The sequence below is a fragment of the Fenollaria sporofastidiosus genome (genome assembly GCF_943169635.2).
In the GTDB taxonomy this organism is placed as follows: Bacteria; Bacillota; Clostridia; order Tissierellales; family Peptoniphilaceae; genus Fenollaria; species Fenollaria sporofastidiosus.
This window is the reverse complement of the sequence record NZ_OW968186.1, coordinates 401358-427287: the sequence shown is the minus strand read 5'-3', so window position 1 is coordinate 427287 and position 25930 is coordinate 401358. Positions and strand designations below refer to the sequence as shown.

The window sequence follows — 25930 nt, the reverse complement described above, 5'->3', positions numbered from 1 at the left end:
TAATTTTTATAAATCAACTGAAGGATTGTCCTTATCTAGTATATGCACAGTCACTTCTGCGTTCAAGTACTTTGTAAGGTTTTCTTTTAAGAACTCAAGTGCTCCTTCAAGTGCGTCGTATCTATCAGGGTCAACTAGCTCCATAATCATGAAGGCGTTCTTAGTATCCTCTGTGATCATGGTTCTGATGCCATCGCGCCAGTTAAAACATCTGCAGATAGCGCCTTTGTCGTCTTTGTAGCAAAGTTCACCCTCGTATGTTTCGGATGGATCTTCTCCTATGGCTTGGAACTCGTCGCCACCTTCTGTGATAGTTAGTCTAAGGTCGCCTACGAACTTATCAGAGTCTTCAGCGCCACATGGAAGTGCAAACCTAAGCGATGCAGCGTTGTATATGTCAACCAAAGTGTTGATAGAGCCCACAAGGTTACCCTTAGAAAGTCTCTTTAGTAGTGCCTCGATGGAGCATCTTGCACCCTTTTTAGTCTTAAATTTCTTGTATGCCTCTCTCCAAACAGCTACCTCTTTGTTCTCGCTAAGCTGTCCAGCAACAAGGTACTTCTCAGCCTCTTCGTTCGCCTCAACTAGCATCTTTCTAACTTCTCTTGGGCTGTCGTCCGAGTTTTCCATGTTCTTCACAAGTATAACACCAAGCTTTGCCTCAGGGAATAATTCAAAAAAGCTTTTGTCCGCTATAAATTTACTCATCTCTTCCTCCTTAAATATATTTTTTCTTGTAGTCATTATAACATATATTGTGAGAATGGTAAAGCCATGTTTATGGTCTTGTCAAACACTTCTAATTCAAATTGTTTATAGAACATGTTTAATATAACATAGTTAAATAGTGAGAAAAGTGATTTTCACGAGCGCAGCATTCGGAGAAAACTGTTTTAATTTCTTTGCGAAACGAACCGACCGTGGGCTCATCTAGTTGAGCGAAGCGAACGGATATGAGACCGCAGGTGAGTAAGCTTAGAAATTATCAGTTTTCGTAGACGAGCAAGCGATGAAAACACTTTTCGACGTCCAATGGATATGTAAAATGAAAATTAGGGGGAATTTTCCCCTTAATTTTCAGTGAGCTCCACAACACTCAACAAAAAAAACGCAGCCTAGACTGCGCTTCTTATGATTAATATTAATATAAATACTTGACAAGGTACCTTTGGCTAGCTATGCTAGGATTGTTAAATGCACGCATTGCCTCATCGTATGAGCGGTAGCTTGCTTCGATTCTAGTGATGCGCATTGTGCTTACATACTTAAACCAGTTGTCTTTCGGGTCAAAGTAGAATTGGTAGCCGTTTTGTTCCTTGATTAAGCAGATGCCGCCTTCGCGTCTTACAATGTCGAACTCGCAGTAGGCAATGTGGTAGACTGAAGGGTACTTGTACTCGCCTCTGTCTATGGCTGCTTGTCTATTAGACATCATGGCGTCAATTTCACTTGGACTGTGAGATGAAAGTTTTTTGATCTCTTTAGCTATATAATCAATGTCGTTTTTATACAAGTTTATAACGTTCTTACGTTTGAAGTCTTTGTAAATGTCGGCGTAACCATGTGTAGTGCCGTAAAGGTACAAAAGGTTAAGCCCGTTAAAGCTGTTGATATCTAAGCTAACTTTATTGTCTAGGAACAATACTGAGTTGATAGTTGAGTGCGACAATGCCACGCCGGGCTTGTAGCCGCTAGCTTTCATGCTATCTTCAAGGTAGGCAAGTAGGTAGTTTACGTGAGTGTTGTTTTGCAAGATAGGGTTTCTGAACTCATAAGTTTCCTTGCCCAAAGTTTGCTGCCAAAGTTCCCAAGTCTCACCACCTTCTATCTCGCCACCAAGAGCCTTAACCTCGATGACATTGATACCCATGCTGCTTACAGAGACAACGTCAGCTTCAGAGAAGTTGCCGCCGTGCTGAGGTATGATGACACTGTTAAATATCTGTCCTTCGATATTATTCGCTTTAAAAGCTTCCTCTTCAACACAAGTTGCAAGGTACTCGCCGCACAGGCCCTTGTCTTTAACGACTTCTTTAGGCCTTATGCCAGTATTTTTGAAAAATGCAGACTCCTTGTATCTAAGAGACCTCTTTAATCTCTTCGGATTAAGTAGTACAAAAAATCCAAATGCCATTGCAGCTAGTCTGACTATAATTACACCTAAAATGGCTACAATTCTGCCTTTTGCAATATAAGCTGGTATAGCAGGTAACCAGCTCAAAATTTTGAAAAAATTCACACCTATAGTGTCAACTACTAAAGAGTAAGCGACAAATAGAACGAAAGCTGTTCCATAGTCTCCATTAGCCATACTTGTAAATAGTTGACCTAGCCTCTTTAAAGTGATAGAGCCCTTTCCCGCGTAGCTTATGTTCCAGTAGTAGTGTCTACAGCTCAGACGCAATAGAGCGATGTAGTCCATGAGAGAAAATTTTTTATCCATGAGTATCCTCCTTTGAATATTATTACATTTATTATAACATATATATAGACATTTTCCCATAAAAAAAGCGCAGCCTAAGCTGCGCTTCATATAAAGCTATTAATCTATTAAAATCCATAATAATCTCTCAGTGTTGGGTTCTTTTGTGCCACATAGGTAAAAGCCCTTATAACTTTAAGGTTTGTTTGCGCAAGTACCTGATATGAACGAGTAAACATCCTCTTTCCGATGGCTAGAGAAACCCAGAAACTGTTGCCCATAGTGTCAGCGAGGCTTTGTGGATTAGTGTTTATCACATAAACATCGAAGAATGACTTATTATATCCCTTCTTATAAGCTTTGTCCAGTGCCACAATTAGCTTAGGGAAAACTTTGTCTGCGAGCTCTATGGCTGCTTCGCCTCTTAGTGTTTTTAGCTTGTTAAAGTTGTTCCAGTCTGTAATTTGGCGAATGCCGTGCCTACCATCTACAAATAATCTTCCGAAAAATACATAGCCTGCACCTATGCCAAACGGTAAAAATGGTATTACCCAGTTATTCTTAAAAATAAATGACAGCAAGAGATATAAAAGTGGTGAGACTAGAAGAAGAGCGTAGAATAAGATATTTTTCTTTCTTAAGTCTAAATACTTTCTATAATCCCCTCTAGTGCCTCTAAATATGTCCGCCTTTAAAGTCTCAGCTAGCGTGTTTTGATTTTGATTTTGCATTAAACATTCCTCCTAAAATATCATATTTACATTATATCATATAGTTCATCTTTATGCTATTGTATACACTCAACAAAAAAAGCGCACCATATGATGCGCTTAATCCATTTACGTATTCTATTAATTATCTAAGCTATTATAAAAGTCATCCACGCTTCTTGCTTCGTCATTTTGGTAGCGTTTTGGTCTGTCTGTGTAGTCGTAGCCGTCGTCATCGTAGATGTCGTAGTAGTCGTAGTCTCTTACGACGCGGCCTGTTCTAAACTCGTATTGGCTTGTGTAGTCGCAAAGTGCCATTTGTGAGTAGACTGTTGAGTAAAGTGTTGCGAATATCCAAGGCACTGCTGCTAGTGCGAAGACCCAAGGAGCTCTTAGTCCTGTTGCGATAAAGGCTATAATCAATGTTGCGAAGCCTCCAACTACAAAGGTAGCTATATATATTAAAATCATTTTACCTATCCAGTTTAATATAAATCTATTGACTATGCCAAAGGCTGCGCTGATGCATGTACCTATGCCGATGTACTTATTTGTTGTAACAAGGTAGTAGGCTATGGAGCCTGCAAGGCCGATGTAGAAGTTTACTAGTGCTAAAACTAGTGTCATTAGTATAACTATCGCTTCATAAGAGCCTATTATAGCGCCGATTATACCAAAGATTATGGCTGTTGCGCCACTTATTAGTCCAAAGATTATCATAATGGCGATGGACTTGATAAGCTTTATGAATAAGGACTCTGTTACTTCTTTTGCGCCTCTTTCCATCTTGAATATCCATTTGTTAACGTGTGTAACGAAGGCGATGGCGATTAATTGAATTGCTATGCCCATGATTAAGAAGCTTAGTATCATAAGTACTGATGTTCTTGTGATATTCATGAAAGCATTTAGATCTCTATCATTTAGGCCGCCGTTATCTCTAAAATTCTTTACGCTGTTCATAACGTCATCAAAGCTTTCTGCGTCGTCTAGCTCGTTTGTTAAATCATTAATTCCATTGATATTCATTTCAACTTGATCATTATTTCTCATTTGTAGATTTAATGTGTCTGATGAAATTTGCATTATGGATCCAACGTTTAAGGCTAGGAAGCCTCCTATAAGCACGATGTAAACTAGTGCAAAGCAAAGTATTGCTTTGATGTTACCTTTGATGTAGGCATTTGTTGCTTGAAAAATCTCTGTTATGCCGCTTGCTCTGCCGCCCTTTGTCTTCGGATTAAATTCGTCGTATACAAAATTTTCGTTCATAATACCCCTCCTTAGAAGGCCCAGTTGCCTTCCTCAAATATTTTGTATTCCTTATCATCTTTATACCCAATTATCTCTGTTGTTTCATCACCAATCATAAAATCGACATGAATTTTGCTGTCGTTAATACCATTTTTTAGAAGTTCTTCTTCGCTCATGGCAGCGCCGCCTTGGATGCAAGTTGGGTAAGCAGCTCCAAAGGCAAGGTGACAAGATGCGTTCTCGTCAAATAATGTTGAGTAGAAGAGTCTCTTGCTATTACTAATAGGTGAGTCGTTTTGTACAAGAGCTACTTCGCCAAGCATGCATGCGTTTTCATCTGTCGCGATTAAATCTTCTAATAATTTTTGATTTTTCTCAGCCTTTACTTCAACGCATTTACCACGCTCAAATCTTAGTGAGAAGTTCTCAACAAGTTTTCCTGATAATGAGAGTGGCTTTGTCGCGTAGACTATACCATTCACCCCATCTCTCTTAGGCGCGGAGAAGATTTCTTCTGTAGGGATGTTGGCTGTGAAGCGAACCCCTGTCTCGCTCATGGATGAGCCGCCTATCCATAGGTGATTCTTTGGCATCTCTATAGTCAAATCAGTACCTAATTTTGATCTGTAGTGAAGCTTTTCGAATTGCATCTCATTTAAGTACTTAGCCTTTTCTTGTATAGTGTTTTCAAATTCGTCCCAAGCCTTGTCTGGGTCAGCTCCGTCCACTCTAACTATCTTAAATATTAGCTCCCATAGCTCTTCCATACGTTTTTCTTCAGGCACGTCAGGAAGTACTTTATCCGCCCAAGCCTTCGATGGTATACAGATTATGCACCATGGGTTTATGTCGTTCATAGTGTACTTTTGGAATGGCTTCATAAGATTTGCGTTCACGCTGCGCATTAGTTTTATTCTTTCAGGGTCAACATCCTTCATTAGTGATGGATTAGGAGCCGCAACTGATAAGAAGCCCGCCTTTCTCTCTGCGTAGTCAAGCATCATATCAAGCTTCCACTCGGGTGCGTGCTTGATTGCCTCTTCACTCATCATCATCGCACTTAGCTTCTCGCACTCGTCGTCTTTTATCCTTACAATTACTTCACTTGCTCCTCTTTCGTAGGCAAGTTCAGTCAAAAGTCTAACGAAGTCCATCGCCTCAGTCGATGTATTGATTACAAGCGGCATACCCTTTTGTACGTTTATGCCTCTTTCGATAACAACCTTAGCATAATTTTTTAACTTATCTTCAAAATTCATTTTGTCCTCCTTTGTGTCCCTACTTATGATATAATATATATTATATCATATTTATTAAGAATATGTAATGGAGGCCGTATGAAAAAGTTTAGAGATTTAATAATTTTAGATGATATAGCTCTGGTGCTTGCATGTGATAGCGCTTCTGGCATAGGTGAGAAGCCTTGTGACGAGGTCTTTGCAGATGTAGAGATGGTTTCCTACTACGCAGCCTTCGTGCCCATAGTCGAACTTTTATGCGCAAGAAGCACGCCAATGGTCTTGGTGGACACTCTATGTAACGAGATGGAGCCTTATGGCGAGAAAATCATTCGCGGCATCAAAAAGGCGATGAAGGACGCGAGGCTTGACGAGGTGAATGGTTTCACTGGCTCAAGCGAGGAGAACTTTGTAACTAAGATGACAGGCTTAGGAGTCACAGTCTTGGGACGCGGCCTTGATATACGCAAGGCACAAAAGGGAGATGCACTCTACGCTATAGGCAAAGCACTTCTTGGTGAGGAGCTTATTAAGCATAGAGACAAGGCTATGAGCATGAGTGATTATTTATATTTAAAGGAGCAGACTTACATTCATGACATAGTTCCTGTTGGCTCAAAGGGCTCTATGCATGAGCTAAAAGAGATTGAGGCGCATGCAGGATTAAATGCGCGCATCGTAAGTGAGGGCTTCGACTATCATAGATCAGCAGGTCCATCATCCATGTGCCTAGTCACTATGAAGCCTGATGACATTAAGAAATTAAATATAAAAAAGGATGTGAAGCTGTTAGCTTTTATGGAGTAAATGGGTATTAATATATTTAGAGTATTAGGAGGCGAGTCAAGTGAAAAAGTTTAATATCTTAACAGTTCTTGTATGCGCATTGCTGCTCATAACAAGCACATCACATGCACAGAGCGAGAACAAGATGACTTACAAGATGAATCTTATGGAGGACGCGATGTATGTGGACGTCAAAATCGAGACTGAGCACACAGGCTTTAAGTTCGCTATCGACGTGCCAAAGGGCGCAGAGGTCTATGATGTAGAAGGCAAGAGTCTTAGAGATAGTTTTCTATCTGGAACTAAGTACATCTTCGACTTCAAAGGCGGCGACAAAGAAGTTTCGTACAAGATCAAGGGTCTTCCGAAAGCCTTTAAAAGGGCAGATGGTTTTGTCTTTGGTTTGTATAGAGCATTTAATACACACATTCACTCCATTGACATATATTTTGACAGCGTTTACTATGATGAGCCGGACCTAAGGTTATACGATTCACTTTCAAGCTTTAGCACTAAGTTTGAGTCTGAATATGGACCTATGGGTTTAGATAAAATCACTGCACCTATTGATTTGGCTTTGAGCGTTAAGTATCCAAAGAATGAGTTTGTGAACGCGCCATATGAGGATATGGACTACGAGGACTACCGTAACGACGAGCTTACTAGGATGCAAATCAGACGCATAGACAAGCCGAGTGTTTCAGAGCTTGTGCTTAAGGGCTTAGTTGCCGTAGCGTTACTTGCATTTTTACTTGTTGGCTTTTTGATGACTAAGAATCAAAGGTTCAGAAATAAATTTAGGATTAAGAAAAAATATGAAGAAGAGGAAAGAAGCGGCAAAACCTTCGACATTAAGGACATAGATGAGTACATCTACCTAGTTTACCAGTTCTACGACATAAAAGAGGACAGACTCGCAAGCTACTTGGGAGTAGATGAGACTGATAAACTTGTCGAAGAGAAGCTTAGTAATTCGTATGAAGTGCTACTCAAGAAGGGATATATAGAGAAGGAAGACTCTGACTACAGCGTGGCTCTTACTAAGAAGGGCAGACTAAAATTAGAAGAGATACTTATCAAGAAGGAATACCTTCTTAACAAGGAAAGTACAAACTCCGATGAAGAGAAATTTTTAAGATTGTTCAGGTGATAGATGTGAAGGTACTTAGCTCAGGAGGCGTAATAATTAATAACAATTTAATACTACTTTTGAAGAAGTACAACGGCGATTATGTACTGCCAAAGGGCAGGATAGAGCGCGGCGAGAGCATCGAGGAGGCGGCACTACGCGAGGTCAAGGAAGAAAGCGGCATCACTGGAGAGATCAAAAAATACCTTGGCAAGATCGAGTACTCCTTCATTAACAAGATGAAGAATGTGAAGGTAGACAAGACTGTGCACTTCTTCTTGATGTCGACAAAGGACACGCACACTATACCACAAAGCATGGAAGGCTTCAAGACCGCAAAGTTCTACGACAGGAACGAGGCTATAAGGCTGATGAAGTACAGCCAAGAAAGAAGCATAATTAGAAAAGCCATCGAGGAGTACGACAGAGAGAAGAATGAGGAGTAGAAATGAGTTTTTCACAAAAAGCTAAGGACGAGGCAGCAAAGCTTGCGATATTCAATGACAATAGCTCCCTTGCTGAGCTCATGGCCTACGTAAGATACGTCTCATCCATCAGCTTCATATCAGGCAAGGTCGCAGTCTCATTCAGAGTGCAGAAGGCGGCGCTTGCAAGGCGCATCTTCACCATCATCAGAATGATATACAACACCGACCTAGATGTCGACATCTCGAAGATGACTCAGCTTAAGAAGATGAACATCTACACAATCGTTCTAAGCGATACCGACATAGTTATGCAGATGTTTAAAGATACGAGGCTGGAGGGCTTCCTAGATGTGAACAAGGTGCCGTCCATGGTTAGAGACAACGATGAGATGAGGCGTAGCTACCTAAGAGCAGCCTTCTTAGCAGTAGGATCCATCGCTAATCCAGAGCGCGGCTACCACCTCGAAATGCTCTTCGAAAGCGAGTTTGAGGCAAACGAGGTCAAGGAGCTAATGAACGTCTACGGCCTTGGAGCGAAGTACGTAAGGCGCAAGGAGAACTACATCACTTACCTAAAGGGCGCCGAGGCGATCTCGGACTTTCTCACAGTTATAGGCGCGATGCGTGCAGTACTTAGCTTTGAGAACATCAGAGTAGTTAAGGATGTAAGGAACAATGCCAACAGACGCACCAATTGCGAAACAGCGAATATACAGAAGACGGTCGATGCATCGACAAGGCAGGTAGCAGATATCGAGTACATCGACGAGAGACTTGGACTTGAGAATCTGCAAGGCGATTTACGAGAGCTTGCCTTGCTTAGACTGGACAATAGAGACGCGTCGCTTGCAGAGCTTGGAAGGCTTATGAGCCCGGAGCTTGGCAAGTCGGGCGTGAACCATAGACTTAAAAAACTTGCTGAAATGGCAGAAAATTTACGAATAAATGAGGAGAATTAAAATGAAGAGAACCATAGTTACAAACAACGACTACGTTAGAGACAAATACAAAGACGACTTCGACATGATCTACATAGACAAAGTCGACAACTATACAGGCGTTTTACTTAAGGCGAGAGACCTAATTCATGAAGGATATAAACTCTTAACACATCCATTATCAGGATCAGTTAAGCCAAACGAAACACCATTTAAGACAATTATTTTGGAAAAAGGCACAGGACTTGACCAAGACGGACTTATCATAATTGAAGAAGCGATCGGAACCATCAACAAGTTTTTAAACATTGAAAAGACACCCGATTACAACGAGCGCGTCATCGACGACTGCAAAGTCATAGACCTTTCCATCATAGACAACACAATCAATTTAAGAAGTTCAATCTAATGAAAGAGTTTTACATTGAAGATATGACCAGTCAGCTAAGGGGCGTTGCAAAGTCCGAGGGACTGGTCTATTTTATTAAAGGAGCCGTGCTTGGCGATACAGTCACAATCACAAACGAAGTGAAAAAGAAGAGCTTTATCGAGGCAGATGTCTTGGATATAGTCTCGCCATCGGAGTTTCGTGTTGAGGTAGCAAGTGATGAGGCGATACTCTCCGGCCTTTCATATGAGAAGGAATTCGAGTGGAAAGTTAATGGCCTTAAGATGAACCTTAAGAAGATGGCAGGCGTTGACGCAGACGTAGAAGAATATATGGCGAAGACTTTAACACATTATAGGGACAACACACAGGTCAAAGTCGCTCGTGGATATAATGGTGAAGTAGCTATCGGTTATTTTGAAGAAGGCACAAACACAGTAGTCGACTCAGAAGAGATGCTCTACATGAATAAGGAAGCGCTAAAAGTTTATCAGGGCATCAGACGCTTCGTAAAAGAAAATTATAAGGGATACGATTGGAAGGCCAAGAAAGGCGATATCAAGGACATAGTCTTTAGAAACAACGAAAAAGATGAGCTGATGATCACCTTCGTATCGCACGATGAAATTGTGATTGATGTAGAAAAATTAAAGTCATGCATCGACATGAGTAAGGTGAAATCCATCTACCTAAACATAAACGATAAGTCAGACAAAGTTTTGTACGGAAGAAAATTTACTAAGCTATATGGCGATGACTTTTTAAGCGTAAATATTTTGGGACTTGATTTTAAAATATATCTGCAAACATTTTTGCAAGTAAATTTAGAAATGATGGACGTTTTATATAAAAAAGCACTTGAGTATTTAGGGGATGCATCGCGCATGGACGTACTTGAGCTATACTCAGGCATAGGCACCATAAGCCTATGCGCCGCCAAAGAAGCAAAATCAGTAACAGCAGTCGAAGTAGTCGAAGCCTCAGTTAAAAGCGCAGATGAAAACGCTAGAGTCAATGGCATAAAAAACGCAAAATTCATACACGCCAAGGCCGAAGACGCGATAAATAGAGTCTTGAAAGAAAAAACTTACGACGCAGTCATAGTCGACCCGCCGAGAAAGGGCCTAGACAAAAAAGTGGTAGAGATGCTAAATAAGAGCGGTGTAGAAAAGATTGTATACATCAGCTGTAACCACGCAAGTTTGGCGAGAGACATCGCCTTGATGAGTGAGGTGTATAAGGTGGATAGAGTAGCCGCAGTTGATATGTTCGCAAGAAGTGGACACTTGGAAAGCGTTGTATTGATGACAAGAGAAAATGAGTAACTAGACTTTGAAAGGCTTAAAATTAATAGGTGTATGATTTTTAGATTCAACAATAAGAGTCTGGAAATTTTGAAATTATTTATCAGGAATGTTTTCTAAATACTTGCTTGCAGCAACACTATAAATATTATGAAAAGGTTGTAGCACCAAGTAGGTAAGCATTTTCAATAATTTCCTCTTAGCTTCGCTTGCGGAAATTAAGAAAATTGCTTAACACTTTAGATATTTTGGCAGGTTGTGTCAACGGCATGGATGGAAAAGAATAAGGTAAATTAGAATTTGTAAGGAAGATAATAATGAATATGAGAGAGCAAATTGAAAAATACATTAAAGAAAATCAATTAAATGTTAGTGATGAGTCTATTTGGAGTTTTGATGAGAGTATTGAAGAGGAACTGTTATATTTAATATCTCATGGAATAAAAACCGCCACATCTTCACTGTATAAATTTTATGAAATGGAAAATGAGGATTTACCAAAAGTTGGTAATTTAAGTATCATTACAAATAGTAAAGGTGAATATCAAGTTCTTATAGAAACTATTAGAGTTGAAATTGTTCAGTTTAAAGAGGTATCGTCTGAACATGCATATAAAGAAGGTGAAGGAAACAGAACATTAGAATATTGGAAAAAAGTGCATATAGATTTTTTTAACAATGAACTAAAAGAAATAGATGAATCATTAAAAGATGATGATTTAGTAGTTTTAGAGGAATTTAAAGTATTAGTAGGTATGAAAATTTGAATCAACAAATATCAGTTTATCGAGCATTGCAAGTTATAAGTTTCTACGAGATAAAACCTATAAAACTTGTACAGATATTGTAGGGTAGGGGAAAGAGCTGTTTCTCTATACTAGAATAAACCGAAAGAAAGGGGCTTCAAGTAAAAACACCATCGGATAAATTTAAATGGAATCAACTTGGTGAATTATATCAGTGGTTCACGGATACCTACGCTCATTTATCTCTGCAAGAGTTGAAAGCAAAATTAAATGAAAATATTAATTTTATTTATGCAATGATTGATTCGTTGAGTGAGGAAGAATTATTTGAACCGCATATGAGAAAGTGGGCTGATGAAGCGACTAAAACAGCGACTTGGGAAGTGTATAAGTTTATTCATGTAAATACGGTTGCACCTTTTGGAACTTTCAGAACTAAAATTAGAAAATGGAAAAAGATAGTATTATAAATTATCCCATGAAAAAATATGTAGGGCTTTCTCTTTTTATTGATATGAGTATAGCACAAAAGTCCATTTCAAAATATTTTCCATATGGAAATATAGATTTGTTTGAAATGCGGGATAAGGTGTGCAAAAATGGGGCGGCGTTAATTATCCGCTCTCGTCATGAAATCAATCATATTATTGGTGAATTATATAGGGTTGATGAGAGGATACAGCTTCCATATTCAATAATTAAAACAATAGAACTATTACTATTTCTGAGTTTAGTTGAAAGTAAAGACACACATAAACTTCCATCCTTTTCTGAGCCTGTGTACGAAGCAACTCAAGAATGCTTCAAAGCTCTTATGGAAAATCCTTTTGACAGATATTCTATTTCTGAACTGGCAAAAAAATATGCAATTTCTGAATCAAGTCTTAAAAGATGTTTTGCTTATATAACCGGAAATTCAATAGGCAGTTTCATTAAAAAAACTTGTCTTGAAGCGGCAGCAGAGTTACTAATTCATAAGTCAAGTATGTCTATCGGAGAAATAGCGGATTTAGCAGGATACTTAAATCAAGGCAAGTTTTCTTCAGCTTTTAAAAAACATTTTGGAGAGCCACCACCGGAGATAGGCACTATAAGGGCCTATCTCCGGTGGTGGCTCTCTAAAGAGGGCATTATTGCCCCCCCCAGTTGAACTGGGGGATTTTATCATTCCTATTCGGTGCCATAAAATGAGCGCCAGAGAAAAATTCCCTGACGCTCGCTTCTTGCCCAACTAAACATGATTGCTATTATGTAGAAAAAAGCAAGGGGATTTTCGAATATGTCGAAATATTTTCCTTCTGCTCTGCTAAGCACAAGAGAAAGAAGATGATATTTCAATAGTTTATAGAGGAACTTCTCTAAACAGAATGATTTGTTACATCGTTTTTATTGATTTTTTTTTGCTGTGCCCACTTCCGATATTCAGAAGGATATAGACCAGTACTTTTTTTGAAGTCTCTTGAAAAACGACCAGCATTACTATATCCAACAGCCAGAGCAATTTGCTCAATTGAAAAATCGGTGGAGCAAAGGAGATTTTCTCCCTGAGATAAACGCCGCTGTTGAATATATTCCGTAATGGTGCAGCAATAGACCTGCTTAAATGTAATTTTCAACTTTGTTGTTCCCATGCAGGCAATGCGCGCTAGTTTATCTAAAAGAATTTTTCTGTTGTAATGATCGTTGATATACGCAGCGACATTTTCAAGAGATTTTATATCCTGTGATGAAATACGGACTTTCCCTCTTTCTGGACTCTTTTTGTTATGTTCGACAATCAAAGCTACTGCCTCGAAAACTTTACTTTGGAAGAATAGTTTTGCGGCCATTCCATCTCCATTATAATTCCAGATTTTGCGTAACAGAGAAACCATTTCAGGGAAATCATTTGCTTGATCAATCTCGCGAAATGCTTCATCTGGATTTATATATTCATCTGGAAATGCTTCTTTTAGATACTTTTCATAGTAAGCAGGCATAATCTCTATACCAATCGTCCGAATTGGTATGTTTTTATGAAAAATTGCCTTGTATGGGTGCTGGCCTCCAAAGAATGTTTTTATACATCCCGCGGTAAGGCGCCGGTAAGGCATGATTTCTTCACCAGATACAGATTCGTAATAGGTGATGCTTAGGCTCTCCGGCCAGTTTAGGCTTTCCTGATCGAAAAATTCATCCTCGTAAAAATAGAAATCATGTATTTTGATATTAAATAGGTTTTTTTCACCGTATATCCAATAAATTCCCTCTCCAAATGATTCAGGCAAACAATAAAAGTTTCCAATAGAGCTAAATTTTCCATTTGGTGGCATTTTCTGAAAACCACTTTTTATCAACATAGTATTGAATTGAGCAGCAATATCGGACATAATCATCCTCCTCAGACACATTAGACATACTTTCAGACACATCGGACGACAATGGGCTGAATGTGTTGCGAAAGCAAATCAGTTCATGTATAATTTTATACAGCGGTTAGCTGGAACTAATCAAAGCTTACCACATTGATTTTAAAAAGTCAAATGTGGAATATATCAAAATGGAGGAACAAAAAATGTCTAACACGAAATCCGGTCTTTCTGTCAAAGAACTTATCGTAACAGGTGTCTTTTCCGCAATTATCTTTATCTGTATCAGCCTTAGCGGTGGTGTGTTTGCGATGATGCCAGCACTCACTTTCTACTATCCTGTCGGTGCTGCTCTTCTTGCTGGTCCAGTGTATTTGCTTATGGTTGCGAAAGTACCAAAGAAAGGCCCCATTTTTATTGCAAGTGCGCTTATGGCAATCTTTTGCTTTGTAACAGGTATGCACATTGGAATGACAATCGGCTATTTAATTGGTGGAGTACTTGCAGAAATTGTCGCACACACTGCAAATTATAAAAGCAAAAAAATGAATATTCTTTCGTATGTATTCTTTTGCTTGGGTGGAACTGGCACATATATTGCATATTTTATTAACCCGCAAACATGGGTAAATACTATGCTGGAAAAAGGAACGACACAGGAATATCTTGATAGTATGCTTGCATCTACCAGTTGGATCGTACTTGTAACAATGTTGATCGGAACAATAGTGATTGCTTTGCTCAGCGGTTTTGTTGGAAGCAAGCTATTAAAGAAACAGTTTGAAAAAGCGGGTATCACAGCGTGAATATACAGTACACAAAAATTCATAGTGGATTGTGTACGTTTGATCCACGTACAAAAATCTTGTTACTTGCAATCACTGTATTTGCCGCAACGATGGCTCCATCGTTGCGGCATGTATGGCTATTAGTGTTATTCATCACACTTTTTGGATGCACATGCGGAAAAGCCAAACGCTCTTTATGCCATCTGATCTTTTTTGCTTTATTTTATTTACTGACCCTTTACGTTCTCTCTCTTGAAACGGGTGTTGTACATACGATGTTTGTCGCATGGATGGGGCTTTTCTACAAAGTGTATCCTTGTGCAATGCTCGCTGGAATCATACTGTCCACAACGAGTGTAAATGAATTTCTGACAGCAATGAATAAAGCACATGTTTCTAAAGGAATATACATTCCGTTGGCAGTTATGTTGCGATATATTCCGACAATTCAAGAAGATTGGCACTATATCAAAGACGGTATGCGTTTAAGAGATGTATCACTTTCTTTTAAGGGTTTTATTCATCACCCTGGGATGACAATTGAGTGTTTGTATGTCCCGCTTTTAATGACTGCGTCCAAGGCAGCTGATGAACTTGCAATTGCATCTGTAACAAGAGGCATTGAAAATCCTCATTCACGGACCTGTCTGATACAAATCAAATTTAGAATACAGGATATTTTGGTAATCATTTGTTTCTTGTTTCTTTTGGCGTTGAACGCAGGTGAGATTGGAGGTGCGGTATGATCCAATTCAAAAATGTTGGCTTTGCCTATGCAGGGACAACCGCTTCCGAAATCGGAGTAAAACATATTGACCTATTTGTAGAAACAGGAGAATGCGTTTTGCTTTGCGGTCGTTCTGGGTGTGGTAAGACAACAATTACAAAATTGATTAATGGACTTATCCCTAATTATTTCCCTGGCGAGTTAAATGGCGATGTACAAGTGGATGACCTGAAGGTTTTTGAAACACCTACATATCAACTTGCTGAAAAAATCGGATCTGTATTTCAAAATCCGAGGACCCAGTTCTTTAATGTAGATGTGGACAGTGAAATCGCATTTGGAATAGAAAACGCGGCTGTCCCACCGGAGGAATTGCATCGTAGACTTGGAAATACTCTTGATGTCTTACATATCCGTCATTTGCAGGGACGAAATATATTTGAATTATCCGGGGGCGAAAAACAAAAAGTTGCCTTTGCGTCTGTGTATGCAATGGACCCGGATATTTACTTGTTGGATGAGCCGTCTTCTAACTTGGATATGGCCTCAATAGCGGACTTAAAAAAATATTTGCAGCTTCTGAAAAAAGCGGGAAAAACAATTTTAATTGCTGAACACCGCCTTTATTATCTTCTTGATATAGCAGATCGCATTGTATATTTGTCAGAAGGGGAAATCCAGGCAATTTGGACGTCAGCAGAACTCAGAAAGCTCTCGGATGTTGAAAGAAAGAATATGGGGCTGCGCGCTGTGGCATTAGAAACTGTGTATCCCGTTGTTGCCAATGTTCCAATTCAAAAACCTGTACTGGAAATACAAGATGTATCACTATTTTACAAAAAGCAGATGATTATCAGTCACATCTCAATGCAGGCTTCTAAAGGTGAAATCATTGGCGTTGTCGGATGCAATGGAGCTGGGAAAACGACATTCCTTCGTGCTTTATGTGGGTTGCATAAAGGATCCACAGGGAAATTCTTGTGGCAAGGCAATGCACAAAATGAAAAGGAACGCATGAAGCGATCTTTTATGGTTATGCAGGATGTTAACTACGAATTGTTTGCAGATAGTGTAGAAGCTGAATGTACGTTTGGAATCAGATACACTGATCCTGCGCTGGTGAAAAGAGCATTAGATGATTTGGACCTTCTTTCTGTCCGTAAACGGCATCCGAACACACTTTCCGGAGGACAAAAGCAGCGGGTTGCTGTAGCCGTTAGTATGATATGCGGTAAGGAAGTGGTGGTTTTTGATGAACCAACTTCGGGTCTTGATTATGACAGCATGGAGCAAGTTAGCAAATTGATTCAGGACCTTGCAAAAAATAAAGTCATATTTGTTGTCACTCACGATTATGAATTTGTCTGCCAAACATGCTCGCGTCTGATTCGCTTTGATTGTCACGTTTTGGCAGATGATATTCCCGTTTGTATAGAAAACAAGGAAAGAATTTATGCACTTATGGAACAGGGGGAGAAAAAGTGATATGGAGCAGAAACAAGAAAACCCAATAAGACTTCTTTTGTCATGGTCGGGGAAAAGTAAACGGTATCTTTTTGCGTCCGTCGCCTGTGCTTTTGCAAGCGGCTTATTTGTAATAGGGCCGTATATTGGCATTTATAACCTTATGGATGCGATTTTATCCGAAAATATAACACAACGGTTATTGGTGAATAATATCGTACTGATTTCTGCAACAACTATCCTGCGTATGATTACTTTGGCTTGTTCAGGCGTTCTTTCTCATAAAGGAGCTTATGGTGCATTATATCGTGTACGTTGTATGATAGTGGAACATTTGGCAAAAGTTCCGTTAGGCGTACTGGATGATCATAGCACGGGAGAAATCAAAACTGTTTTAAATGAGGATATTGAAAAACTGGAACTATGCCTTGCTCATAATATTCCAGAGTTGGTAAGTTATCTCACTGGTCCGATAGTCATTTTTATTTATTTAATGACAGTAAACATTCCATTAGCGATAATTTCTTTGATTCCCCTTCCGATTGCAGGAATTGTTATGATACATCTTTTTAAGGGTATGTCAAGTATCATGCATGATTCAAACCAATCTCTTATTGCATTTAATTCGATTATGATTGAGTACATTCGCGGAATGCGGTTAATTAAAGCCTATAATATGGGAAGTAAATCGTTCAAAAAATTCTCGGATGCCATTAAAGAGGAAAACAGAGTATGGAATTTGATCTCGCGTAAAATGGGACCTCCCTTTGCAATTTTTATTATTATTCTGGAATGTGGAATGGTTCTTTTGGTTCCTATTGGTGGAATGCTGTTTTTAAGAAATTCTATCACTTCCAGTGTGTTTTTGCTTTTCGCTTATGTTGGTTCTCTATATTTAACTGAGCTACTTCCACTTCAGCAGTTAGGAACAACCTTTGCACAGGCATTGAATGGAGTTACTAAGACAAAGGAAATACTGGAGTTGCCTGTTTATGAAAGCGATGGGGATTTTCCTACACATTGTGATATTGCCGTTAAAAACATTTCCTTTTCATATGATGGGAAAAAGAATGTTCTGGAGAATTGCAGTTTGTATGTAGCTGAAGGAGAGAAAATAGCTCTGATTGGTGTTTCCGGTGCTGGTAAAAGCACAGTCATTGAGCTGATCTCCCGATTTTACGATGTGCAGGAAGGTCAGGTATTAATCGGCGGTATAAATGTAAAAAACATAAACTATGAAAAATTGCTTCAAAACATATCCATTGTATTTCAAAAGACGTTTTTGACCCGCGACAGTGTTTTGGAGAATATCCGTATGGGCAGTAACGCCACTCTGGAAGAAGTGAGGGCAGCCGCAAAAGAGGCACAGATTGACGATTTCATCATGTCTTTGCCAGATGGATATGATACGAAAGTAGGCAGTTTTGGCTCCCGTTTCTCTGGCGGAGAAAAACAAAGGATAGCGATTGCAAGAGCTATTTTAAAAAATGCTCCTATTCTGATATTAGATGAAGCCACAAGTGCAGCCGATCCCGAAAATCAGTTGGAAATAGATCGGGCAATTGAGAATCTTTGCAAAGGGAAAACCGTTTTGATTGTCGCACATCGTTTGGGTGCAGTTAAAATGTGTGATAAAGTGGCAATTGTCGAAAATCACACGATAACCGATGCAGGCACCCATGAAGAAGTCCTTTCCAGAAATAATTATTATAGAAAGGCATGGAGCGATTACAATGCTTCAAGAAAAATCGTCTATGGCGGGAAAGGAGATGAAGCATAATGAAAGAAACAGGGCCATTGCATAAAAATATCCACTTTAATATAGGCGTGATATTCACGGTTATTGAAGGTTTTCTTTCTGGATGCAGTTATATGACGATTTACCTAGTCATTCAGATTCTGCTCGGCAAGAAAACAACTACAACAGACATCTTAACAATCACAGGAATTCTGTGCGTAGTCTATGCTTTGCGAGTGCTTATTTACAGTATAGGTTATACACAGAACCAGATCGGCGGGGCTGCCGTTTCAAAAAATCTTCGCCTTTTCCTTGGAGATAAATTTAAGAGGATTCCTCTCTTTCGCTTCACACATGGGCAGGTGGGGCAATATGTAAATACAATGACATGCGATGTAAATAGTTATGAACAAATATTGACACACAAGGTAAGTAACTTGACCAAAAATATTGCCCTGGCCGTTATGGTTATTGTATTTATCTGTTATTTGTATCTGCCCGCAGGAGGGATCCTTTTGCTTTCTACTTCCATGCTGATTCCTGAAATGTGGCTTTCTTTCCGAACGGTAAAAAAGTATGGAACCAGAAAAAATAAGGTTTCATCTGAAACAGTAAGCAGCATTGTGGAATATATAGAAGGTATTCAGACGTTTCGTGCATACGGCGTGGCTGGCACAAAAAATAAGGCAACCACAGAAGCAATGCAATTGTTCAGTCAGGTCAGCTTTGAATATGAAGCGCATGGTATTCCCATAAACTTTGCTTTTAACATTATTAACTGGCTTATGGTTCCTTTTATTATGTTTATTGGGATTTCTCCGTGGATGGCAGGAGAAATTCAGACGATTGATTTTCTGCTTTTATGTATGCTCCCTATGTTGCTGGCAAAGCTAATCGGGGCAATTTCAGTAGATTTGTTTAGCTACAAAAATCTTGTGATTTCAAAAAACAATATTTTAAAAGTAATCCATGAGCCAGAAGAAAACGGCAGTACAGAACCGTTCACAGTTAAGAATTATGAGATTGTTTTTGATAATGTGGACTTCTCCTATATTCCTGGCGAAGCAGTTTTGAAGGAAACTTCCTTTATAGTTCCAAATCAGAAATTGACTGCAATTGTTGGTGATTCCGGTTCCGGTAAATCCACCATCTTGAACCTGATCGCCAAATACTATGAGCCGACTGGCGGCGAAATCCGTATCGGCGGTAAGCCAATCAGTCATATATCCGCTGAGCGTGTGTTGGAACAAATTTCGATGGTAGATCAGGATGTATTTCTCTTTGATGATACCATTCGTGAGAATATCCGGCACGCCCGCCCCAATGCCACGGACGAGGAAATCGAGGCTGCCTGCCGGGAGGCTAATTGTGACGGCTTCATCCGCAAGATGGAAAAGGGATACGATACGCCGACCGGCGAAAACGGAAACCTTCTCTCGGGTGGTGAGCGTCAGCGAATTTCAATCGCCCGCGCTATCCTGAAAAACAGCCCGATCCTGCTTTTGGATGAAGCAACGGCGTCCCTTGACATCGAGAACGAACTGGCAGTAAAGCAGGCCATCGCCAATCTGCTGAAAGAGAAAAAGACTGTGGTAATGATTGCTCATACCCTTTCCATCGTCAAAAATGCAGATCAAATCCTTGTGGTATCTGGCGGAAAGATTGCTGAAGCCGGTACTCACGATGAATTGCTGGCTAAAGGCGGAAAGTATGCGGCCATGTGGAACGCCGAACAGAAATTATCTGCATAAGGGAGGTCTTAATGAAACTTCATGCGTCCGGGGAGTACTATCTGGAAACCATTCTTGTTCTTCAAAAGAAACTCGGCATGGTACGCTCCGTAGATGTGGCTCGGCACATGGAGGTGTCAAAGCCCAGTGTGTGCCATGTAGTAGCAACCCTGCGGGACGGTGGCTTTCTCACGATGGACAGCGACTATTTCCTGCACCTGACCGAGATCAAAGCTTATGGTATCAGATACCTAAGAGTAATCTTTATCGGTTCCCTCTTTGTAAATTTTACACAGTCCGCAAACATGGTTATGCGTGGCGAAGGTCTAATGAAAAAAGCCATGATGATAATGGGACTTGGAGCTTTACTGAATATCATTCTTGATCCGATTTTAATGACAGTTATGGGTGAATACGCCATTGAAGGTGCTGCCCTTGCAACGATTACAGCACATGTTGAGACGGTAACTCTATTATCCAAACTTAATACAGAGCACCATTTGGATATATAAATAGGTGAAGATGAATTGTCTAAAATTGATAGACAAGAATTTATTACAACGAAAATTAAAAGAATATATAGATATTGCTGGTGAAATAAACGAATAAAATTTAAAAAAGGTACGGGGGTGCGGACAAAAAGTTGGACAGTTTTTATGCAGCAAATCCAAGTTTTCTCCTATACTCTACAGGACTAAGATTTCCCAATGACGTTTTAATACGCTCTTCATTATACCAAGAAATATAATCATTAAGCTCCTGCATGAATTCAAATATGTTGACTCCTGGCGAATCCTTATTGTAAAACATCTCTTTTTTTTTAGTCTTCCAAAAAAGCCTTCACAAGCAGCATTGTCGCCAGTACAGCCTTTTTTAGACATAGAGCGAGTAAGGCCCGCCTCATCCATACGCTGAATCCAACCCGGCCAACGGTAGTGACATCCACGATCTGAATGGACCGTGGGATTTTCATCATACTTAATCCATGGCTTCTACTTTGTGTTTTTGTGGGTAGTAACACTTTATCAGATTAGCCATGGATTATTTTATTTATTTGTTGCATTTCATATTACAAATCACTATAAAGTGTATTCCGAAAAAATTAGTTGACACTAACTTAAAATTATGCTACAATAAAACTGACAGTTTTGTCAGTTTTGTTTACAAAGAGAGGTATATATTTTGGAAGGGAAAAAACAGAAAGCCAGTCAAATCAGAAAAAAAGAAATATTAAATGCAGCTAAAAAGGTTTTTTTAAGGAAGGGTTTTGCTGACACGGTAATGGAAGATATTATTGTTGAAACCTCGCTTTCTCGAGGAGGTGTGTATTACCATTACAAAAATAAAGTTGAGATATTACATGATTTAATGCGAGAAGGTATGGCTTATCGAGTCGACAAGATTAATGAAGTTCTGGCAGAGTATTCGGGAGAGCTAGATGCTAACGCTGTAGCACATATGATTGTCGATAAAGTACTTGATGAAAGTGAACTCATGAGCGTATATGCCATATATCTTCAGGCTACGAAAAACAATGATGACCTAAAGAATTTGTTCCCAATTTTGGTCGAAGAATCCTTAAAGGCTACATATATAGGAGTTAAAGTTGCAAAGAAAGATGGGTGCGAATATCTCACAAATGACTTTTTAATATTTTTTATGAATACAGTTATACTAGGTTGTGAAATCTTAGATGGGGCAAGGGATAGCTTTATAAATAATAGAGAGTTTTTTATAGAAATAATAAAGCTGTTTATTGATAGTTATGAAAAAGGTAAAATAAGGTAATTTTTTTTAAACTAATAGTTAGTATAAGCTAACTGAAAAGGAGATGAGTTAATGAAGAAAAAAAATGATGAGTTGATTTGCTCTGCTTCGGACAGCAAGAAACTCAAGCAAAATAAAAATTTAATAAAAGAGGTAGAGAGTTTAAACTTGGATGTTCCTGATGAGATTATGCAGCGAATCGAAAGTGATGTAGAGCAAAGCGAAAAAAAACCTAAAATCAGTATGGGTGGTTTAAATAAAGCACTTATGAGTGTAGCACCTGAGTATAAGGGTAGGATGCGAATTTCTGTTATTTTTGCCTGCATTGGAGAGCTTTTTAGTTTTTCTACCTATTTTTTTAGTGCTTATGCAGCAGGATGGCTTATAAAAAATGCCGGGAGTAATCCGGTCGGCTTTCATGCACTATTGAAATATGCTTTTTTTGCAATAGGATCACTGCTCCTTTACTTTATATTTACAGGATTTAGCACAACTATTTCACATAAAACCTCTTTTTCCATACTTGCAAAACTTAGACAGACTTTGTTTGAAAAATTAAAGGTAATTCCAATGGGGTACTTGGTGGATAATCCTGTAGGTAAAATTAAGGTAATAATCATGGATCGAGTAGCAGATATGGAAGACTGGGTAGCCCATTTGATGCCTGAACTACCTAGTAGGCTTTTGCATCCGATACTCTGCACAGTTATTTTGTTTTATTTAGATTGGCGTATAGGATTATCAATATTTGTGCCGCTACCAATTGTTTTTTTAGCGATGATTACAATGATGTATAAATACCGTAGTAGAATGGCGGTGTGGCTATCAAGTTATGCTAATGTTGCTGACAGAAGTGCGGAGTATGTTCGTGGAATTCCTGTAATCAAAGCATTTGCACAAGACAAAGTTTCGTATGGAAAGTTTGCAGATGCGGTAAAATTCTATCATTTTTCAACGATGAAATGGTGGAAGCAAAGTTGGTTTGGCAAAGCACTTATGACGGCTGCAATGATGACACCACAGATAGTGAGTTTACCTTTAGCTTTCTATTTATATGGGAACGGGCAAATAGGCATTGAAACATTGCTTTTATCACTTATTCTGCCAATTGCTATCCTTCCACAAGCTTTTGCAATCATGATGAGCTTTGAACTTTTTCAGATGGCTTCCAATACTTGGGTATCCATACAAGAATTACTTGATATGCCTGATCAAAAACGTCCTGATGCAGAAAATAAAGTTACTATAGATAGGGGAAAGGGAATAAAATTTGATAATGTAAGTTTTTCTTATCATGACGGAACTGAGGTATTGCATAATATTTCTTTTGAAACAAGCCCCGGAGAAGTGACTGCACTTGTCGGACCTTCAGGTGGCGGAAAATCTACAATTGCAAAGCTTTTAGCAGGCTTTTGGGATCAGTCATCGGGTAAAATTTCCATTGGTAATGTTGATACAAAGAATATTTCATTTAAACAGCTTGCTGAAGAGATTTCTTACGTTTCACAAGATAATTTTCTTTTCGATGTAAGTATTAGAGATAATATTCGTCTTGGAAAGCCTAATGCATCCGAAGATGAAATTATTGCGGCAGCAAAAGCTGCTCATTGCCATGACTTTATTATGGCACTTCCTAAAGGGTATGATACAAAAGCAGGAGAAGCAGGAGGAGCAATGTCGGGCGGTGAAAGACAGAGAATAACTCTTGCAAGAGCAATTTTGAAACCTGCATCAACCATTATTTTGGATGAGGCAACAGCTTATGCCGATCCGGAAAACGAAGCTCTCATCCAAGAAGCAATATCGAATCTCGTAAAGGGGAAAAATCTTGTGATGGTTGCTCATAGGTTAAATACAATCAAGCAGGCACACCAAATAATTCTAATCGATAAAGGTCAAATTATAGCCAAGGGTAAACATGAAGAACTGATGGAAGAGCCACTTTATGCAAGCCTGTGGAAACAATATTTAGGGGAGGAATAAGACATGGAGTTTATAAGATTATCATTCAAACTGGCTGGACAGTATAAAAATCGTCTTAAGGCAGGAATTTTTCTTATTTTTCTGCAAAATGCTTCAATGCTGTTTGGATTTTTCGCTCTCTTTCTTGCATTCGGTTGGATGAATGAAACTACATGGGAGCATATTTGGACAATTTTCGGAGTGCTTTTTGCTTCCTTTCTTTTTAATTTTTTGACAGGCTGGGCGAAAAGTGGTCTTAGTGACGGTGTTTTCTTTGGCATTTTCAAAGACTACAGACTTGCAGTTGGCGAAAAACTTAAAAAGGCGCCTATGGGATATTTTGCAGAACAAAGCCTATCAAGAATTATGGCGGCATTTACCAATGTTATGAAGAGTCTTGAAAATTACTCTGCAATGAGTATCGACTTTGCTGTTTCAGGCATTTCAATATCCTTTTTTCTGTTGGTTGGGATGTTCGGTGTAAATACTAAAATTGGATTTTTAACTTTAATTTGTTTAATTCTTATTTGGTTATGCATGTCTCTTATGATTAATCAAGCAAAAAAAGAGGTTGCACGTGAGCATGCAGCTATTACAAAGGTGGGTGATGCGTTAGTCGATAGCATTAGCGGGATTCCTGTGCTTCGCAGTTTTCCGTTTGCAGATGAAGGTGTTGTTGAAGAAATACATTCTAAATTGAAAAATGCTTCTGAAGAACTTAGACTCTCTCAAGTACATTTTGAAATCGTCTTTGTTATTTATGCAAGAATTTTTTCTACTGTTATTAATCTTTCGAGTCTACTTGTTACATTATTTTCTTGTTATCTTTATACGAAAGGGGAAGTTTTATTACCACAAGCGCTTACTGTTTCAGCTGCTGGCTTTATGATTTTCGGCGGTTTAAAACAACTTGAAAATGCAGCCATCCTCATGGTTAAGAATCCTGCCAATATGCAATATTTGGATGAGGTTTTAGATATTCCTGAAATAAGTGACGGGACTTTGGAAGTTATGGAAAATCAGGATATCGTCTTTGATAAGGTGAGCTTTAGTTACGACAAAGGGAAGCCTGTTTTAAAAGACCTTTCATTTACTATTCCACAAGGGTCAAAGACAGCTATCGTAGGACCGTCAGGATCCGGAAAAACGACAATAATCAATTTGATCTCTCGTTTTTATGATGTTGACAGTGGTGAAATAAGATTAGGAAATAGGGATATACGAGATTATAAAGTAGAAAGTTTACTGAAAAATCTTTCACTTGTTTTCCAAAATGTTTATCTTTTTCAAGATACTATAGAGAATAATATTCGCTTTGCAAATCCTAAGGCAAGTCATGAAGAAGTAGTGGAAGCTGCTAAAAAGGCTCGTTGCCATAATTTTATTATGGAACTTCCTGATGGCTATAACACCATGGTAGGTGAGGGTGGCAGTTCTCTTTCCGGTGGTGAAAAACAACGAATTTCTATTGCTAGAGCATTACTTAAAAATGCACCTATTATTCTTTTAGATGAAGCGACCAGCTCCGTTGATCCTGAAAATGAATATGAGATTTTGGCCGCGGTTGAGGAATTGTCCAAAGGACACACTGTAGTTTCGATAGCTCATAGACTTTCAACTGTGAAAAAAGCCGATCAGATACTAGTGATTGATGACGGTAAATTGGTTCAAGAAGGCAAACATAACGATTTGATAAATAGAGAAGGAATTTATTCAGCATTTATCAAGGCAAGAGAACGAGCTGCAAGCTGGAGATTGTAAAAAAAGTAAACGATTAAAAGCAACCGACATTTAAGAATTAAAAAGCTTTGTAAAGCACATATAGATAATTTTTGAAGCGATTAAGAATAAAATAACTTAGTCGCTTTTATATCGTGATTTTTAAATTATAAAAAACAAAATTAATGGAAAACCGAAAAATTTTATCAAATAAATTAAAAAATTTGGTAAGCAAGGGGGGTCAATCTGTCCTTATGTAAAGTGAAGGGAAGTTTGACTTCCTGTATTTTTTTATGATAGTGAAGATTGCCTATTTCAAATGAAAAGAATACAAAGAAAAGTCT

At 38.8% G+C, this 25930-nt stretch carries 22 protein-coding genes and 4 pseudogenes; 19 read left to right on the top strand and 7 right to left on the bottom strand.

Features of this window, described 5'->3' with window-relative positions; translation table 11 throughout:
• Window positions 1-6: 6 nt before the first annotated feature.
• The 5 genes from KO172_RS02065 to KO172_RS02045 all read right to left on the bottom strand — a co-directional run bounded on the left by KO172_RS02065 (window position 7) and on the right by KO172_RS02045 (window position 5645).
• Window positions 7-708, bottom strand: a complete 702-nt coding sequence (locus tag KO172_RS02065; protein WP_215491913.1) for a B3/B4 domain-containing protein — start codon at window positions 706-708, stop codon at window positions 7-9.
• A 433-nt stretch (window positions 709-1141) separates the two neighbouring features.
• Complete coding sequence (locus KO172_RS02060) at window positions 1142-2443, bottom strand: nuclease-related domain-containing protein (protein ID WP_215491912.1); 1302 nt, start codon at window positions 2441-2443, stop codon at window positions 1142-1144.
• 107 nt (window positions 2444-2550) lie between these two features.
• Window positions 2551-3153 carry a hypothetical protein gene (locus KO172_RS02055; RefSeq protein ID WP_215491911.1) on the bottom strand — a complete coding sequence of 201 codons (603 nt, stop codon included), beginning with the start codon at window positions 3151-3153 and terminating at the stop codon, window positions 2551-2553.
• A gap of 120 nt (window positions 3154-3273) precedes the next feature.
• Window positions 3274-4404: a hypothetical protein gene (locus KO172_RS02050; RefSeq protein WP_215491910.1), complete on the bottom strand. Its 1131-nt coding sequence runs from the start codon at window positions 4402-4404 to the stop codon at window positions 3274-3276.
• An 11-nt stretch (window positions 4405-4415) separates the two neighbouring features.
• Window positions 4416-5645, bottom strand: coding sequence for an aminopeptidase (locus tag KO172_RS02045; RefSeq protein WP_215491909.1), 1230 nt, complete (start codon window positions 5643-5645; stop codon window positions 4416-4418).
• Window positions 5646-5723: 78 nt separating this feature from the next.
• Here KO172_RS02045 and KO172_RS02040 point away from each other — a divergent pair, with 78 nt between their 5' ends.
• The 9 genes and pseudogenes from KO172_RS02040 to KO172_RS02000 all read left to right on the top strand — a co-directional run bounded on the left by KO172_RS02040 (window position 5724) and on the right by KO172_RS02000 (window position 12493).
• On the top strand, window positions 5724-6431 hold the full coding sequence (locus KO172_RS02040) for a hypothetical protein (protein WP_215491908.1): 708 nt from the start codon (window positions 5724-5726) through the stop codon (window positions 6429-6431).
• Window positions 6432-6471: 40 nt separating this feature from the next.
• Window positions 6472-7560: a hypothetical protein gene (locus KO172_RS02035; protein ID WP_215491907.1), complete on the top strand. Its 1089-nt coding sequence runs from the start codon at window positions 6472-6474 to the stop codon at window positions 7558-7560.
• Between the two features lie 5 nt (window positions 7561-7565).
• Complete coding sequence (locus tag KO172_RS02030) at window positions 7566-7985, top strand: NUDIX hydrolase (RefSeq protein WP_215491906.1); 420 nt, start codon at window positions 7566-7568, stop codon at window positions 7983-7985.
• Window positions 7986-7987: 2 nt separating this feature from the next.
• The gene (gene whiA / locus KO172_RS02025; RefSeq protein WP_215491905.1) at window positions 7988-8926 is read left to right on the top strand and encodes a DNA-binding protein WhiA; all 939 of its coding nucleotides are present in this window, start codon (window positions 7988-7990) and stop codon (window positions 8924-8926) included.
• 1 nt (window position 8927) lies between these two features.
• Window positions 8928-9314, top strand: a complete 387-nt coding sequence (locus KO172_RS02020) for a GrdX family protein (RefSeq protein WP_215491904.1) — start codon at window positions 8928-8930, stop codon at window positions 9312-9314.
• Window positions 9314-10618 carry a 23S rRNA (uracil(1939)-C(5))-methyltransferase RlmD gene (gene rlmD, locus KO172_RS02015; RefSeq protein WP_215491903.1) on the top strand — a complete coding sequence of 435 codons (1305 nt, stop codon included), beginning with the start codon at window positions 9314-9316 and terminating at the stop codon, window positions 10616-10618. Before KO172_RS02020 ends, rlmD begins: the two co-directional genes overlap by 1 nt.
• Window positions 10619-10914: 296 nt before the next feature.
• Complete coding sequence (locus KO172_RS02010; RefSeq protein WP_215491902.1) at window positions 10915-11364, top strand: ASCH domain-containing protein; 450 nt, start codon at window positions 10915-10917, stop codon at window positions 11362-11364.
• Window positions 11365-11486: 122 nt separating this feature from the next.
• A pseudogene (locus KO172_RS02005) lies at window positions 11487-11813 on the top strand (ClbS/DfsB family four-helix bundle protein); the annotation flags it as partial.
• Window positions 11792-12493: a helix-turn-helix transcriptional regulator gene (locus KO172_RS02000; protein ID WP_374047637.1), complete on the top strand. Its 702-nt coding sequence runs from the start codon at window positions 11792-11794 to the stop codon at window positions 12491-12493. The pseudogene KO172_RS02005 and the gene KO172_RS02000, both read left to right, overlap by 22 nt.
• A 208-nt stretch (window positions 12494-12701) precedes the next feature.
• Here the strand turns inward: KO172_RS02000 and KO172_RS01995 are convergent, their stop codons facing one another.
• On the bottom strand, window positions 12702-13712 hold the full coding sequence (locus KO172_RS01995) for a helix-turn-helix domain-containing protein (protein WP_019214791.1): 1011 nt from the start codon (window positions 13710-13712) through the stop codon (window positions 12702-12704).
• A 185-nt stretch (window positions 13713-13897) separates the two neighbouring features.
• Between KO172_RS01995 and KO172_RS01990 the strand changes: the two genes are divergently transcribed.
• The 7 genes and pseudogenes from KO172_RS01990 to KO172_RS01960 form a co-directional block, all read left to right on the top strand.
• Window positions 13898-14497 (top strand): MptD family putative ECF transporter S component, encoded by a 600-nt coding sequence (locus KO172_RS01990; protein WP_023055085.1) that lies wholly within the window; start codon window positions 13898-13900, stop codon window positions 14495-14497.
• A complete protein-coding gene (locus KO172_RS01985) occupies window positions 14494-15225 on the top strand; it encodes an energy-coupling factor transporter transmembrane component T (RefSeq protein WP_008901339.1) in 732 nt (243 codons plus the stop codon). Before KO172_RS01990 ends, KO172_RS01985 begins: the two co-directional genes overlap by 4 nt.
• Window positions 15222-16691, top strand: coding sequence for an ABC transporter ATP-binding protein (locus KO172_RS01980; protein WP_008901340.1), 1470 nt, complete (start codon window positions 15222-15224; stop codon window positions 16689-16691). Before KO172_RS01985 ends, KO172_RS01980 begins: the two co-directional genes overlap by 4 nt.
• Window position 16692: 1 nt before the next feature.
• Window positions 16693-18450: an ABC transporter ATP-binding protein gene (locus KO172_RS01975; RefSeq protein WP_215491901.1), complete on the top strand. Its 1758-nt coding sequence runs from the start codon at window positions 16693-16695 to the stop codon at window positions 18448-18450.
• Window positions 18450-20159: an ABC transporter ATP-binding protein gene (locus tag KO172_RS01970; RefSeq protein WP_012993135.1), complete on the top strand. Its 1710-nt coding sequence runs from the start codon at window positions 18450-18452 to the stop codon at window positions 20157-20159. The genes KO172_RS01975 and KO172_RS01970 overlap by 1 nt, the downstream gene beginning before the upstream one ends.
• An 11-nt stretch (window positions 20160-20170) precedes the next feature.
• Window positions 20171-20368: pseudogene (locus KO172_RS01965) on the top strand (metal-dependent transcriptional regulator); the annotation flags it as partial.
• Window positions 20363-20596 (top strand): annotated as a pseudogene (locus KO172_RS01960) (MATE family efflux transporter); the annotation flags it as partial. The pseudogenes KO172_RS01965 and KO172_RS01960, both read left to right, overlap by 6 nt.
• A 196-nt stretch (window positions 20597-20792) precedes the next feature.
• Here the strand turns inward: KO172_RS01960 and KO172_RS01955 are convergent.
• Window positions 20793-21112 (bottom strand): annotated as a pseudogene (locus KO172_RS01955) (transposase); the annotation flags it as partial.
• Window positions 21113-21320: 208 nt separating this feature from the next.
• Here KO172_RS01955 and KO172_RS01950 point away from each other — a divergent pair.
• Genes KO172_RS01950 through KO172_RS01940 form a run of 3 tightly spaced genes read left to right on the top strand, consistent with a single transcriptional unit; the run spans window position 21321 to window position 25628 of the window.
• Window positions 21321-21926, top strand: coding sequence for a TetR/AcrR family transcriptional regulator (locus KO172_RS01950; RefSeq protein WP_215491899.1), 606 nt, complete (start codon window positions 21321-21323; stop codon window positions 21924-21926).
• Between the two features lie 51 nt (window positions 21927-21977).
• On the top strand, window positions 21978-23888 hold the full coding sequence (locus tag KO172_RS01945; protein WP_215491898.1) for an ABC transporter ATP-binding protein: 1911 nt from the start codon (window positions 21978-21980) through the stop codon (window positions 23886-23888).
• 3 nt (window positions 23889-23891) lie between these two features.
• Window positions 23892-25628, top strand: coding sequence for an ABC transporter ATP-binding protein (locus tag KO172_RS01940; protein ID WP_215491897.1), 1737 nt, complete (start codon window positions 23892-23894; stop codon window positions 25626-25628).
• Window positions 25629-25930: the final 302 nt, after the last annotated feature.

Excerpts from the sequence above, each read along its gene's own strand:
- KO172_RS02065 (WP_215491913.1), bottom strand. The coding sequence starts at position 708 with ATGAGTAAATTTATAGCGGACAAAAGCTTTTTTGAATTATTCCCTGAG.
- KO172_RS02060 (WP_215491912.1), bottom strand. The coding sequence starts at position 2,443 with ATGGATAAAAAATTTTCTCTCATGGACTACATCGCTCTATTGCGTCTG.
- KO172_RS02055 (WP_215491911.1), bottom strand. The coding sequence starts at position 3,153 with ATGCAAAATCAAAATCAAAACACGCTAGCTGAGACTTTAAAGGCGGAC.
- KO172_RS02050 (WP_215491910.1), bottom strand. The coding sequence starts at position 4,404 with ATGAACGAAAATTTTGTATACGACGAATTTAATCCGAAGACAAAGGGC.
- KO172_RS02045 (WP_215491909.1), bottom strand. The coding sequence starts at position 5,645 with ATGAATTTTGAAGATAAGTTAAAAAATTATGCTAAGGTTGTTATCGAA.
- KO172_RS02040 (WP_215491908.1), top strand. The coding sequence starts at position 5,724 with ATGAAAAAGTTTAGAGATTTAATAATTTTAGATGATATAGCTCTGGTG.
- whiA (WP_215491905.1), top strand. The coding sequence starts at position 7,988 with ATGAGTTTTTCACAAAAAGCTAAGGACGAGGCAGCAAAGCTTGCGATA.
- KO172_RS02020 (WP_215491904.1), top strand. The coding sequence starts at position 8,928 with ATGAAGAGAACCATAGTTACAAACAACGACTACGTTAGAGACAAATAC.
- rlmD (WP_215491903.1), top strand. The coding sequence starts at position 9,314 with ATGAAAGAGTTTTACATTGAAGATATGACCAGTCAGCTAAGGGGCGTT.
- KO172_RS02010 (WP_215491902.1), top strand. The coding sequence starts at position 10,915 with ATGAATATGAGAGAGCAAATTGAAAAATACATTAAAGAAAATCAATTA.
- KO172_RS02000 (WP_374047637.1), top strand. The coding sequence starts at position 11,792 with ATGGAAAAAGATAGTATTATAAATTATCCCATGAAAAAATATGTAGGG.
- KO172_RS01995 (WP_019214791.1), bottom strand. The coding sequence starts at position 13,712 with ATGTCCGATATTGCTGCTCAATTCAATACTATGTTGATAAAAAGTGGT.
- KO172_RS01990 (WP_023055085.1), top strand. The coding sequence starts at position 13,898 with ATGTCTAACACGAAATCCGGTCTTTCTGTCAAAGAACTTATCGTAACA.
- KO172_RS01980 (WP_008901340.1), top strand. The coding sequence starts at position 15,222 with ATGATCCAATTCAAAAATGTTGGCTTTGCCTATGCAGGGACAACCGCT.
- KO172_RS01975 (WP_215491901.1), top strand. The coding sequence starts at position 16,693 with ATGGAGCAGAAACAAGAAAACCCAATAAGACTTCTTTTGTCATGGTCG.
- KO172_RS01970 (WP_012993135.1), top strand. The coding sequence starts at position 18,450 with ATGAAAGAAACAGGGCCATTGCATAAAAATATCCACTTTAATATAGGC.
- KO172_RS01945 (WP_215491898.1), top strand. The coding sequence starts at position 21,978 with ATGAAGAAAAAAAATGATGAGTTGATTTGCTCTGCTTCGGACAGCAAG.
- KO172_RS01940 (WP_215491897.1), top strand. The coding sequence starts at position 23,892 with ATGGAGTTTATAAGATTATCATTCAAACTGGCTGGACAGTATAAAAAT.